The organism is Alcaligenes sp. (assembly GCF_050255915.1).
Classification (GTDB): domain Bacteria; phylum Pseudomonadota; class Gammaproteobacteria; order Burkholderiales; family Burkholderiaceae_B; genus Alcaligenes; species Alcaligenes aquatilis.
In genome coordinates this window covers 59177-72283 of the sequence record NZ_JBFWIQ010000005.1, presented here as the reverse complement: position 1 = coordinate 72283, position 13107 = coordinate 59177, and the positions used below count along the sequence as shown (strand labels likewise).

10 protein-coding genes are annotated in these 13107 nt (G+C 56.9%); 3 read left to right on the top strand and 7 right to left on the bottom strand.

Annotated features, from left to right (window positions below):
• Window positions 1-7 precede the first annotated feature (7 nt).
• Window positions 8-787, top strand: a complete 780-nt coding sequence (locus tag AB7E06_RS07830; RefSeq protein WP_094198066.1) for an AraC family transcriptional regulator — start codon at window positions 8-10, stop codon at window positions 785-787.
• A 22-nt stretch (window positions 788-809) separates the two neighbouring features.
• Here the strand turns inward: AB7E06_RS07830 and AB7E06_RS07825 are convergent, their stop codons facing one another.
• Both AB7E06_RS07825 and AB7E06_RS07820 read right to left on the bottom strand, forming a co-directional pair.
• Complete coding sequence (locus AB7E06_RS07825; RefSeq protein ID WP_199827847.1) at window positions 810-1508, bottom strand: HAD family hydrolase; 699 nt, start codon at window positions 1506-1508, stop codon at window positions 810-812.
• A 235-nt stretch (window positions 1509-1743) separates the two neighbouring features.
• Window positions 1744-4383: a cation:proton antiporter gene (locus tag AB7E06_RS07820; protein WP_234354359.1), complete on the bottom strand. Its 2640-nt coding sequence runs from the start codon at window positions 4381-4383 to the stop codon at window positions 1744-1746.
• A 283-nt stretch (window positions 4384-4666) separates the two neighbouring features.
• Here AB7E06_RS07820 and AB7E06_RS07815 point away from each other — a divergent pair, with 283 nt between their 5' ends.
• Both AB7E06_RS07815 and AB7E06_RS07810 read left to right on the top strand, forming a co-directional pair.
• Entirely contained in the window at window positions 4667-5104 is a 438-nt protein-coding gene (locus AB7E06_RS07815) for a DUF2946 family protein (RefSeq protein ID WP_427956122.1), read from the top strand.
• A 98-nt stretch (window positions 5105-5202) separates the two neighbouring features.
• A complete protein-coding gene (locus tag AB7E06_RS07810; protein WP_094198068.1) occupies window positions 5203-7254 on the top strand; it encodes a TonB-dependent copper receptor in 2052 nt (683 codons plus the stop codon).
• Window positions 7255-7505: 251 nt separating this feature from the next.
• Here the strand turns inward: AB7E06_RS07810 and rpoH are convergent, their stop codons facing one another.
• From rpoH to AB7E06_RS07785, 5 genes are all read right to left on the bottom strand, one after another.
• On the bottom strand, window positions 7506-8402 hold the full coding sequence (gene rpoH, locus AB7E06_RS07805; protein WP_376912487.1) for an RNA polymerase sigma factor RpoH: 897 nt from the start codon (window positions 8400-8402) through the stop codon (window positions 7506-7508).
• Window positions 8403-8688: 286 nt separating this feature from the next.
• Window positions 8689-9582 carry an S-formylglutathione hydrolase gene (gene fghA, locus AB7E06_RS07800; protein WP_427956118.1) on the bottom strand — a complete coding sequence of 298 codons (894 nt, stop codon included), beginning with the start codon at window positions 9580-9582 and terminating at the stop codon, window positions 8689-8691.
• Between the two features lie 126 nt (window positions 9583-9708).
• Window positions 9709-10815 carry an S-(hydroxymethyl)glutathione dehydrogenase/class III alcohol dehydrogenase gene (locus tag AB7E06_RS07795; protein ID WP_406611631.1) on the bottom strand — a complete coding sequence of 369 codons (1107 nt, stop codon included), beginning with the start codon at window positions 10813-10815 and terminating at the stop codon, window positions 9709-9711.
• Window positions 10816-10967: 152 nt separating this feature from the next.
• A complete protein-coding gene (gene clsB, locus AB7E06_RS07790) occupies window positions 10968-12209 on the bottom strand; it encodes a cardiolipin synthase ClsB (RefSeq protein WP_094198072.1) in 1242 nt (413 codons plus the stop codon).
• A gap of 41 nt (window positions 12210-12250) precedes the next feature.
• Entirely contained in the window at window positions 12251-13102 is an 852-nt protein-coding gene (locus AB7E06_RS07785; protein ID WP_094198073.1) for an endonuclease/exonuclease/phosphatase family protein, read from the bottom strand.
• Between the last annotated feature and the right edge of the window lie 5 nt (window positions 13103-13107).

Below are 13107 nucleotides of genomic sequence, written 5' to 3'. Positions count from 1 at the left end.
GGAGTTTATGAGACAAAAGAGCTCATACCACACTGACTACCAAGACATTCCCCGCTTTATTGGTGCGATGGGCAAAGAATATCCTGACGGATATATAAGCTCTGCACATAGTCATCCACGTGCACAGTTTCTGTATGCCTCTGCTGGTGTCATGGAAGTTCAGACGCACGACACACTCTGGGTTGTTCCGTCTCAGCAAGCGCTCTGGATTCCGGCGGAAACGACTCATGAAACACGCATGCGAGGGAATGTCTCGCTCCAGACCCTTTATATCGACACGACACGTTGTGCCTTAGGGTCCCCGAAGCAGCCGACAATCATTCGAGTCTCTGCACTACTACGAGAACTAATCAGCCGTGCAATTGAGATGCCGCTAGAGTACGAATTGGGAGGACGCGACGAGCGGATAATTCAGCTCATCTTGCTAGAAATAGACTGGAAGGAACGTCGGCCATTATCAGTGTCACGTCCTCGAGACCCGAGACTCAAACGAATCTTTGATAGCGTGCATAAAACTCCAGCTGACGACAGGAGCCTTCAAGATTGGGCACACATTGTGGGAGCGTCCAGTCGGACACTTACCAGACTTTTCCAGGCAGAGTTTGGCTTGTCTTTCCGAGATTGGCGTCAACAAATGCGTTTACTGGCGGCGATTCCTCTTTTAACCGCAGGAATGCCTATTACCAAAGTGGCAGGGGATGTCGGATACGACACACCCAGCGCCTTTTCCCTGATGTTTCGCAAGGTCACCGGCATCACGCCAAGCCAATATCTTGCGCGCTATTGATAACGCCCTGAGACCGTCATGCTTACGACGACTCCAGACATCGTATGACATCACCCAGATCATCAAGGACAGTGGCTCCTTGAGTACGCAAGGCACGACCTGATGCTGAATCAGGACTGCCAATACCAACGAACCCCAAACCAAGCGCACTCGCGACCCGCATGTCCCACAAACCATCTCCTACAGACACGACGGCCCGAGGCTTGTCCATATCATAGAGATGCATTGCACGGACTCGCGCAGCCTTGACGAGATCATCACGTGCAGCATGCTCGGACGAGGTAAGCAACGCTTCCTCCACAAAATCAATCGCAACAGCATGAAGTTTTTGTCGGCTCACTGACCGGATACCTCCCGTGGCGAACACTACGCCCCAGCGTGTCGTCTCCATAGCCTTTACGAATGTTCGGGCACCAGTAATTTCACGCAAACCGCGCTCAGCAAGCAGGACCGAAAACCGGGAACCCAAATCCCTCTCAAAACTCGCCATCTGATCTGGCGAGATCCCTGTTCGCCCATGCTCTTTCATTGCATGGGCAAAAATCCCGGTATCAGTGTGATGGGGATAGCTGCCCCAGTCGGTATTCAAATGTTCCAACATCAGTGTTTGCATGGCTCCGAGCAAGGCTTCCTGATGCATGGCAATCGAATCGGTCAACGTACCGTCGATATCAAGTATCAAAATACTGTCTTTCTTCACGGGTTGAGTGTTGGCAGTCATAGTCAATGGAAAGCATCATGCACACTCTGTAAACACGGGCACGTAGCCAAGAAAGTGCGCAAAGTAACAAGTTCTTTACTCTGACGATTCAACGTCAACACGAGTCTACGGTGACTAAGTGACTGTTGCCTATCTCGTAGTAGCCACGGAATACGCCTGATACGACAAAGTTGGTCGAGCACCAGCCAGCCCCACTTTGATCGCCAATCCTTGGCCTCACTCCACCATCAAGATCTTATTCACGTGGATTGCTACCGGACTTCGTCGCTTCGGTTACAACAGGGATATCCCCACTAGGCTGCAAAGGCCCCACGAAACTCTCCGCCTCACTCAAAGCATGCGCCAAGCCAAATAGCGGTGGCAGTGCTTCGTGCTGGCGTTGGCCGGACTCGAACTCTTGCCAGACTTGGTAGGCTCGCTGGCGTTGACGCACGACTGCCTCGATCTTTTCACTGAAGATAGGATCTTTGCCACGCAAGGTGTCGAAGTCGCGCTCGGTCAGCATCAACAGGCGGCTATAGCCCAGAGAGCGGACTTCGCCCGCATGGTCGCTATGCTCGACGACATTCACCTCGCCAATCGTCTGCCCTGTTCCCAATTCGACCAGACTGCCATCGGGCAAGGTCAGCTCCAGTGCTCCGGAAGCCACAAAGAACATGACGCGCATGCCGCCGTAGCGCAGATGAATCTTCTGGTCCGGCAGAGCCAGACGGGGGCGCAAGCGTCGCGCCAGTTCTTTTTTGGCCTGCTCGGAAATGCCATCGAACATGGGCACCTGGGCAATCAACTCCATGGCACTCATGGTCATGTCCAGAGTGGGACGCTCCTCCAGATAGCGCCAGCGTTGCGTGATCTGTTTGACCAGATCCGCGTACATCTCGCTGGTAATCAGAGAGTGCGACAGCATGGTGCGATAGTGGGCTCGCTCTTGTGCCGCCGCCACTCGCGCCAGATAGGATTCCTGCAACCATTGTGCAAACACAGGGTATTGCAGCGTCAAGGAATGCAAGGCATCTTCCAGTTGCGACAGACGCAATTTATGGGCCTGCACAATCGTACCGGTGGCCTGCTGCCCCAATAAGGGAGCCAGCTCCGTTTGGGCAAACTGTATCAAACGCTGGGCCACTGACCGCTTGGCGATCAGGTTCGAGAAACGCTTGTCCAGTTCCCGGACCAGCCAGCCTTGCCGGCCAAATAGATAATGCAAGCGCAACGCATAACGAAACCCTCGGGAGTAACGCAGGTCTGATGCAATGGCGGCCTCAAAACCAGCCAAACCCGCCTGACGCACCGTATCGTTCATGCGCTCGGCCCGGCTTAACAAGGACTCGGCTGTTTTCCAGTCCACAATCTGCGATTTCAACTGCTCGTAAAACAGCTCCACTTCACGGGCCGACAGAATCGCCATGCCCATTTTCACTTTCTGCGCCTCGGTCAGGCTTTGGATCTGACCCGACGCCACACCGGCCTGACTGGCCTCAAAAACGGTACACAGGCGCTCGATAACCTGTGGCTTGATCTGCTCTTGCCGACCCAGTTCCTCGGTCTTGTCACGCAGCTCTTCCAGGGCCAGGCTCACCGCCTGATCGCGCAAATGGCGCTCCAGAGGGGTCAGTTGGTTCAGACCCAAACGACGAATCAAAGGCCGCAGACTGATCCCGTTCACAAACAAAGTCAGCAACACAAAGCCCGTCGTGGCCACGCCGATGAACTGGCGCACATCATGCGGGATAGCGTGTTGCTCGGTGACGGCCAAGGCCAAGGCCAAGGAGACAGCACCACGCAGCCCACCCCACAGAATCACCACCCGATAGGGACGACTGACTCGGGTCCCAAAGCGGGTGCGCCCCAGCAAGGGCAACACGGCAAACACCATGACAGCCCGTGCCAGCAAGGTCACCACAAACAGCAAGGCGACCAGGCCGATCTGCATCCAGGTGATTTCAGCCATCAGGCGCGGAATCAACATGGCAGCAAACAAGAAGATCAAGGAATTGGCCAGAAAGCCCATCTGGGACCAGGAGCTGCTCAAGAGTTCGAAGGTCGCGGGCGACATGCGGGTGCGGCCTGTGGAGCCAACCACCAAACCGGAAATGACCGTGGCAACCACACCCGATACACCCAGATAGTGCTCGGACACAAAAAAGGCCAGATATGCCAAGGCAATGGTCAGCGTCACTTCCGCTGCGGGCCAGCCTCGTAACAGCACGAACAGGCCACTGGCCAGACGCCCCATCAGGAAACCTGCAACACCACCGCCCAAGAAGCTGAACAGGAAACTGCCCAGCACGGTGCTGCCACTTAATTCGCCACCGCCGGTCAACACCGCCAGCAGCACCGAGTACAAGGCAATTGAGGCCGCGTCATTGAACAGGGCCTCGCCCTCGACCAGCGTGGACAGACGTTTAGGCGCACCCACTTCACGGAAGATACCCACCACAGCGACTGGGTCTGTGGTGGCCACAATGGCGCCCAGCATCAAACAGACCACCAGCCCATAGGAAGAGGCCACGTTCAGGGCATAACCCACGGCAAAGGTACAGACCACCACGGCCACAATGGCCATCATCAAGATGGCGCCTATATCATCGAGCAACCTACGCAGGTTCATGGCCAGCGAAGTCTCGAACAGCAAGATAGGCAGGAAGGCGTAGAGGAAGGTCTCGGAGGAGATGTCGAAGGCTTGCAGGGTGCTCAGAAAGTCCGACACCATCTTGGGTGCCCAGGCATGCAGATGCAACAGGATGCCCAGCGCAAAGCCGATCAGAGCCAAGAGTACGGAGTACGGCAGTCGCAAGCGTCCCGCCAAAGGCGGCATAAAGGCAACCAGCCCCAACAGGCCTGCCAACCCAAACACAAACTGCCCAATCTGCATCGCGACATCCTTTGTCATCGGCATTGAGTCTACCGGCATGTACCTACGCATTCAGGCGTGGACAGGCCAGATCGACACGGAAAATCCCCCCGCTTTCCGCATAAGGCAGAATAGCGCCTTTTCCCCGCATCACAGCCACCGAACTATCTTTTTCTCGCAAAATTTACGTTTTTTGGCCTCTGGCCCCGCACCCAGAGCCACATCTACACAAAGATACGACAGCGAGCCGGAATCTGCGCCAACGCAAATTCGCCTTTGACATAACTGGTTATACTTTCGCATCATGAATTTTCCGCGTCCCTTTCCTGCTGCGACTCGCTGGCCCCATCGTCTGGGCCTGTGCTTGTTGTTGCTGGCTGTGGTGCTGCGCGGAATCGTGCCTGCGGGCTACATGCCCACGCAAAACGATCAGGGCTATGCCCTGGCCTTCTGTTTGCCTTCAGGACAAAGCCTGCCCCCTGAAATGGTGCGGCACTGGGCAGCCTTGTTGGGCGAGGACACCGCTGACCACTCGGACGAGGCTACTACCAGCGCCACCTGTCCGTTCTGCGTCATGCTGCAAGCCGCGTTGACGCCCGCGCCTGTGGCTGTCGCCACACCCTTGAGCCTGGGCCACTTCCGGCCCTTCCTGCTTCCCCCGCTTGATCCCGCCCTGGCACAGGCCTTTATTCGTGGCCCGCCGGTGGGACAACGAGCCCCACCCTTTCTTCTTCCTGCCTGATTTCCCGCGTTCGGCTCTGCCGCTGCGCCTTTTCTCCTTTGCTGCTATTGCCCAAGCGGATTTGCCGCTGGGCGACGGCTGCTCTTCGGAATTTAGTCATGAAGAAATTAGTAAACCCCGGCCTGATCAGCGCCGGTGTTCTGGCCTGTGTGCCCTCTATTGCCCTGGCCCAATCCACCGTTATCGAACAACTCAGCCCCATTGTGGTGACAGGGGTGGCTCCTGAATCTCCCTTGCAGTTCAGCACCAATCCCAAACTGCCGCGCCTGCCCCTGCCCGCCAGCGACGGCACAGACTACTTGAAAACCATCCCTGGCTTTGCCGCCATCCGTAATGGCGGCAGCAACGGCGACCCGGTGCTGCGTGGCATGTTTGGCTCGCGCCTGAACGTGCTGACCAATGGCAGCTCCATGCCTGGTGCCTGCCCGTCGCGCATGGATGCGCCCACCTCCTACATTTCGCCCCAATCCTTTGATGAGCTGACCATCATCAAAGGCCCACAAAGCGTGCGCTGGGGGCCAGGCGCGTCTGCCGGGACGGTACGTTTCGAGCGCAAAGCGCCTGGCTTTACCGAAAGCGATGCCACGCTGGACGCCAGCATCCTGGGCGGCTCGGCTGGTCGTCACGCAGGCAATGTGGACTTTGCCGCTGGCAATGCCTCTTACTATGCCCGCCTGACCGCCAATCAGGATCGCGCGCAAGACTACAAGGACGGGGATGGTGAGCGTGTGCCTTCGCGCTGGAAAAAATGGAATACAGACGTCGCCATTGGCCTGACCCCCGATGCCGATACTTTGCTGGAGTTAAGCGCGGGCACGGGTGACGGCTATGCCCGCTATGCTGGTCGTGGCATGGACGGCACAAAATTCAAGCGCGAAACCTTGGGTCTGCGCTTCCAGAAAGACATGCATGAAGGCGTGCTGCGCAATGTGCAGGCCCAGTTGTATTACAACTACGCCGATCACGTGATGGATAACTACGAGCTGCGCCCCTTCAAACCCAGCGGCGGTATGTCCATGCCTATGGCTTCCAATGTGGACCGCCTGACCTGGGGCGGCCGCTTCAGCATGGACTGGGCCTTGAGCGACGACCTGACGCTAACCACCGGCGCGGATGCCATGCGCAGCCGCCATCGCAAACGCAGCGCAATGGGGATGCAGGACTACCGTGATCAGGATTGGGTAAAAGATGCCGAGTTCGACAATATCGGCATCTTCACCGAGGCCCGTTGGGATCTGAATGACGCCAGCCGTTTGATTGGTGGTGCGCGTCTGGATTGGGCCAGCGCCCGCGATCTGCGCCCCAGCCTGGGCAGTGGCATGATGAGCAAGCCCAACCCCGGAGCCAACGAGCGCCGTCGGGAAACCCTGCCCAGTGCCTTCTTGCGTATCGAGCATGATCTGGATTCCCTGCCTTTGAGCCTGTACGCCGGTATTGGTCATGTGCAGCGCATGCCGGATTATTGGGAACTGATTTCCCCGGCCAGCGGTCCGCACGGCAGCCCCAGTGCCTTCCTGGGGATTCAGCCTGAAAAGACCACGCAGCTGGATTTTGGCGCGCAGTACAAGGATGAAACGGTCTCGGCCTGGGCTTCTGCCTATATCGGCCAGATTCAAGACTACATCTTGTTCGACTACCTGCCCGGCGGCATGATGGGCAAGAAAACCCAGGCCCGCAACGTTAAGGCCCGCATCATGGGCGGCGAATTGGGTGCGGACTGGAAAGCGACGCCCAACTGGACCTTGGGCGGCAGCCTGGCCTATGCCTGGGGTCGAAATAGCACTGATGGCCGCGCTCTGCCGCAAATGCCTCCGCTGGATCTGCGTCTGACAGCGGATTATGTGCAAGGTCCTTGGTCCGCAGGCGGTGTCTGGCGCATTGTGGCCAAGCAAAATCGCTATTCGCAGGGACAAGGGAATGTGGTGGGTTACGACTTTGGACCTACCGGCGGTTTCAGCACCTTGTCGCTGTACGGCGGCTACAAGATCAACCGCAATCTGTCTGTGACAGCCGGTGTGGATAATGTGTTCGACAAGACCTATGGCGAACACCTGAATCTGGCCGGGAACAGTGGGTTTGGTTTTGGGGCAGCAAGCCGCTTTAATGACCCTGGTCGCACCGTCTGGCTACGCGCTGCTTTGACCTTCTGATCGTTTTTGCCTGCTAGGTCAGATGGACTCGGCAGGCAAAAAGGCTGAAAAATCAGGACAAAAAAAAGGGACACCTAGCTGGTGTCCCGTAAACATCCGCTTCAAAAGGGAGGGGAAGAGGAGAAGCCGAAGCGGATGTGCAAATGCCGAATTGCATAGGTGGCAAAAATCAGCAAATGTATTGTTTAGTCCGCGAAGATCAGCTTAAGTTCTGCCGGTTTCCCTGGAAATTTGTAACTCTTTAAAACGGCTTAAACCGCTTCCGCCAAAGCAACGCGCAACTTCTTGAATGCAGCCACTTCGATTTGACGGATGCGCTCTGCCGACACGCCAAATTCGGCGGCCAGATCGTGCAAGGTCGCGCCGCCATCGTCCTGCAACCAGCGGGCGCGCACAATGCGCTGCGAACGCTCGTCCAGCGTGTCGATCGCTTCTTCCAGGCCACTGCCTTCCAGCATGTCCTGAGCACGACGTTCCAGCACACGCGAGGGTTCCTCCTGCCCTTCGTCGGACAGGTAAGAAATAGGCGCGAAATGGTCATCGTCGTCATTAGTCGGGGCTTCCAGAGCCATATCGTGACCGGACAGGCGCACCTCCATCTCGCTGACGTCCTGTGGACGCACATCGAGTTCACGCGCAATCGCGTCTACCTGAGCCGTATCCAGCGTTTGTCCGTCCGGACGCATGCGGCGCAGATTGAAAAACAGTTTGCGTTGGGCCTTGGTGGTAGCCACTTTCACCATGCGCCAGTTGCGCACGACGTATTCATGAATCTCGGCCTTGATCCAATGCACGGCAAACGACACCAGACGCACACCGCGTTCTGGGTCAAAGCGTTTGACGGCCTTCATCAGGCCCACGTTCCCTTCCTGAATCAGGTCGGCATGCGGCAAGCCGTAACCCAGGTACTGGCGGGCAATGGACACCACCAGACGCAGGTGCGACAAAATCAGTTCGCGCGCAGCATCCAGGTCATCCTGGTCGCGCAGGCGCTGACCCAGCTCGGTTTCGCGTTCGGCGCTGAGCATGGGCAGACGGTTAACAGCAGAAATATACGCTTCGATCGTCCCCAGTGCGCCTGGATTAGACACGGCGGCGACGAGTTCATTACCAGACGCCAGGGCCAAAGCGTTCGCTTGTTGTGTCATGGAAAATCCTTCAAAGGTCAGCCGGCGAGAGCACTCAACAAGGCCCTCAAACCGCCAAAAACGTATTTCAACAATCATTGAGTTTAGCACTCGATGGTCTGGAGTGCTAAAAATTTCGAGTACAGGAATAAGAGCGTCGCAGCAAGAAAAAGTTCACTACTTGAGGGGAAACGGCGGTCAATCGGTGGGCAGAACGCCACAAACAGGCAAAAAACCGTGTCTGCCTGAGAGTAACGCCTTAAGGCCCACCTGAAAATAACAAAGTACGACCTTGTTTATCCAACGATCACAGTCGCTCGGCGTGGAAATTCAGATGGTCCTGAATGAAGGTCGAGATGAAGTAGTAGCCATGGTCATAGCCGTCGTGACGGCGCAGGGTCAAAGGCTGTTTGGCCTGCTCGCACGCCTGCTCGAATACGTCCGGATACAGTTGTTCGGCCAGAAAACCGTCGCTCACACCCTGATCCACCAAAATTCCGGCAGGATACGGCGTGCTGGTCTTGGCCATCAAGGCGCTGGCGTCGTGCTGTTCCCAGGCCTGACGATCCTGACCCAAGTAGGCACCAAAGGCTTTTTCACCCCAGGGGCAGCGGGTTGGCGCAGCAATAGGCGCAAAGGCCGACACGGAGCGGTACTTGCCGGGATGGCGCAACGCTAGCGTCAAGGCACCATGCCCCCCCATGGAATGACCAAAAATACCCACACGGCTGGCATCACCGGGCAGGATGGTCGTGACCAGCTCAAACAGCTCCTGGGTCACATAGCTTTCCATGCGGTAATGCTTGTTCCAGCCCGGTTCAGTGGCATCCAGATAGAAACCAGCACCCGTGCCCAGATCCCAGCCATCATTTTCCCCGTCCACGCCGGCGCCACGCGGGCTGGTATCGGGAGTGACCAGCATGATGCCGTGCTCGGCAGCGTAACGCTGGGCACCGGCCTTGATCATGAAGGTTTCCTCTGTGCAAGTCAGCCCTGCCAGGAAAAACAGCACAGGCACACGGCCTTGCCCGATGGCCTCTGCCAGGCTGGCGGCCTCTTTCTGAGCACCGGCCTGTAGTTGTGGCGGCATATACACAGAAAACCGCATGGGCAGACCAATCGTCTGCGAAGCGTGTTGGTAATAACGCTGCCAGCCATCAAAACAGCGGTGTTCGTTGAGCAGTTCCAGTGTCTGAGTCATAGCCCCTCTTGTTCTCAATTGCAGATCCGGCCCAAAGCCGGTGGCACACCCCCAGGGCGGCAACGGACTCTGGCACCGGGATAAAGGGTGCAGGCAGCGGCCTGCGCCCTCTTCCTGCGACGTCTATCAGTACATCACCACCGAACGGATGGATTGACCGGCATTCATCAGGTCGAAACCTTCATTAATGCGTTCCAGCGGCAAAGTGTGGGTGATCAGATCGTCGATATTGATCTTGCCATCCATGTACCAGTCCACAATTTTCGGTACGTCGGTACGACCACGAGCGCCACCAAAGGCAGAGCCCTTCCATTCACGGCCGGTCACCAACTGGAACGGACGAGTGGAGATTTCGGCACCGGCCTCGGCCACCCCAATAATGATGGACTGGCCCCAACCACGGTGGCAGCACTCCAACGCCTGACGCATCACCTTGGTGTTGCCAATACATTCAAAGGAGTAATCCGCGCCGCCGTCCGTCAGTTGAATAATGTGGTCCACCACGTTTTCAACGTCATTGGGGTTCACAAAATCAGTCATGCCGAACTGGCGAGCCATGGCTTCGCGCTCGGGGTTGATGTCCACACCAATGATCTTGCCCGCACCCACCATCTTGGCGCCCTGGATCACGTTCAGGCCGATACCGCCCAAACCGAACACCACCACGTTGGCACCGGCCTCCACTTTGGCGGTAAACAGCACGGCGCCCAAACCGGTGGTCACGCCGCAGCCGATGTAGCACACCTTGTCGAACGGCGCGTCGTTACGAATCTTGGCCAAGGCAATTTCTGGCACCACGATGTGGTTGGCAAAAGTCGATGTGCCCATGTAGTGGTGCACAGGCTTGCCACCGATGGAGAAACGCGACGTTCCGTCCGGCATCAGGCCCTTGCCCTGAGTAGAGCGAATGGCGGTACACAGGTTGGTCTTGCGCGACAGACAGGATTTGCACTGGCGGCACTCGGGCGTGTACAGCGGAATCACGTGATCGCCGGGACGCAGGCTGGTCACACCCGCGCCCACATCCAGCACCACGCCTGCGCCTTCATGGCCCAGGATGGCCGGGAACAAACCTTCTGGGTCAGCGCCAGACAGGGTGTAGTAATCGGTATGGCAAATGCCCGTCGCCTTGATCTCGACCAGCACTTCGCCCGCTTTGGGACCTGCCAGATCGACCTCTTCAATCGTTAGCGGTGCGCCCGCTTTCCAGGCAACTGCTGCACGTGTTTTCATGTGGTCCACCCTCCGGGTAAAAGTAATTATGGTTACGGCAAACTCGGTCCTTCGGGACCAAACTCTTAAAGTATAGAGAGTATTTTATAAGGCGCTGCCCGGCTGGCGGCACCTTGTATGGGTAAAGACCCGCACAACGTACAGGATTGCCCTCAATACAAAGACGATTTACCCGTCAGCAGCACGCCCAGGCGCAACATACCATAGGCCAGGTAATCAACCAGCCGGCTGAACACCCCCAGACGCTGATATTGCTCCGGGTAGACTCTGGCAGCATTGTGTTCGATCTCGTACTCCAGCTTGGTCTGCAAATTCTGGGTAAATGGCTGATCCTGAATCAGCACATTGGCCTCACGCGCCAGGAGCAGGCTGAACGGATCCAGATTGGACGAGCCCACCATGGAGTAGTCATCGATGACGGCTACTTTGGCATGCAGATAGCTGGCCTTGTACTCATACAGCTCAATGCCATGATCCAGCAACTGCCCATACATGAATCTACAGGCCCGATATTGCAGGAAATATTCGGCATGGCCTTGCAACAACAAGCGTACTCGCACACCACGTTCGGCGGCTTGCTCAATATGCCGTCGCAAGGTGCGGCCCGGAAAAAAATAGGCATTGGCCAAAATGACCTGCTCTTTCGCCTTGCACAACAACTGCAAATAAGCCTGCTCAATTTGCTGACGATGGCGCACATTATCCCGCAGCAACAAAGTGGCCCGTATGCCTTCAAAGACCTGGCCGGCCTGCTCCGCCTTCTTGCGCTGCTGACGGCGCTTGCGCCATTCGCGCCACAAGGTGAAACGCTGGGTGAAGCTGTCCCAATCCTTGCGTCTGCGCCAGGCCATACGCAGCCATAAAGCCTGCTGCGCCCGCACCATGTCATCGACAATCGGCCCTTCACAGCGCACGGCGAAATCAAAACGCGGCATGCCCTGCCCATTGATCAAGGGCACATCATCAAAGTCATCCAGAATATTAATGCCACCCACAAAACCAATGCGCTCATCGACCACCAGCATTTTCCGGTGCAGTCTGCGCAGGCGTCGCAAGGACAGGCGGGGTTCGCGCCACCCTTGCGGCTTGGGGCGATAAATCCGGTAGCGCGCACGCATGGCCTTTAACTGCTCGGCAATTTGCAAGGCATGCACATCGCTGCCAAAGCCATCAATTACCACGCGTACGCGCACACCGCGCTCACTGGCTCGACGCAAGGCGTCCAAAACACAGTGACCACTATCGTCCAGATTGAAGATATAGGTTTCCAGATGCAGACGCTTTCTGGCCTGATCGATGGCTTCGCAGATAGCCGGAAAAAACTCCTGGCCATTTTGCAGCAAGGTGATTTGATTACCTTCGTGCCAAAGTGGATCGCGCTTCAGACTCGGCATGCTGGCTAGGCCTATACGTTAGGAAACCACTGAATGCCCCGTTACGGCAGCTCCAGCTCGGTCAGGATAGGGGCATGATCGGACAACTGCTTCCAGGGGTCTCCCACCAGCACGCGGGCATTACGCACTGCAAAACCACGCTGATAGACACGATCCAGCCGTAACCAGGGAAATGCTGCGGGGAAAGTACGAGGTGGGGGTGTCATGCGTGCAGCACCATTGACACCCAGTTGGATGCCTTGGTCCGGCACAACCAGCCCGCTTTTACGCATGGTACGCAGCCATTTGATGGGCTGGCGCAAGCGGAAACGGTTATCGGCCTGACCGCGAGGCGAGAAGGAAAACACTTCGTACAGATTCAATTGCTGCACAAAGATAGGCGCCAGACGGTTATTCCAGTCGTTGAAATCGCCCGCGATCAACAAGGGTTCGTCCGCAGGGACAATGCGCTTGATACGATCGAGCAAGGCCTGAACCTGGCGAACCCGGCCACTGTTGAACAGGCCCAGATGAACCACAATGCAATGCACCGGACGGCCGCCAACATCAACAACCGCATGGAGCAAACCGCGCTGTTCCATACGATGGTCGGAGATGTCCTGGTTTTCGTACTGCAAAATGGGAAAGCGCGACAGCAAGGCGTTGCCGTGATCCGTATGAGGACGAACCACGTTGCACCCATAAGCCGTATTCATGCGCAAGGCAGCGGCCAGCGATTCGTGCTGGGCGTCCAGACTGCCTTGCAGTTGGTTACGCCCCTGCACTTCCTGCAAAAACAACAAGTCGGGAGACAATCCGTAAAGTCCCAGGCGCAGATCCGCCAAAGACTCCCGTTTGCCAGAAGCCGAACGGCCTTTGTGAATGTTGTAGCTGACTACCCGAATCACTGACACGCCGT

Coding starts and splice junctions, on each gene's coding strand:
- AB7E06_RS07830 (WP_094198066.1), top strand. CDS start 8: ATGAGACAAAAGAGCTCATACCACACTGACTACCAAGACATTCCCCGC.
- AB7E06_RS07825 (WP_199827847.1), bottom strand. CDS start 1,508: ATGACTGCCAACACTCAACCCGTGAAGAAAGACAGTATTTTGATACTT.
- AB7E06_RS07820 (WP_234354359.1), bottom strand. CDS start 4,383: ATGCAGATTGGGCAGTTTGTGTTTGGGTTGGCAGGCCTGTTGGGGCTG.
- AB7E06_RS07815 (WP_427956122.1), top strand. CDS start 4,667: ATGAATTTTCCGCGTCCCTTTCCTGCTGCGACTCGCTGGCCCCATCGT.
- AB7E06_RS07810 (WP_094198068.1), top strand. CDS start 5,203: ATGAAGAAATTAGTAAACCCCGGCCTGATCAGCGCCGGTGTTCTGGCC.
- rpoH (WP_376912487.1), bottom strand. CDS start 8,402: ATGACACAACAAGCGAACGCTTTGGCCCTGGCGTCTGGTAATGAACTC.
- fghA (WP_427956118.1), bottom strand. CDS start 9,582: ATGACTCAGACACTGGAACTGCTCAACGAACACCGCTGTTTTGATGGC.
- AB7E06_RS07795 (WP_406611631.1), bottom strand. CDS start 10,815: ATGAAAACACGTGCAGCAGTTGCCTGGAAAGCGGGCGCACCGCTAACG.
- clsB (WP_094198072.1), bottom strand. CDS start 12,209: ATGCCGAGTCTGAAGCGCGATCCACTTTGGCACGAAGGTAATCAAATC.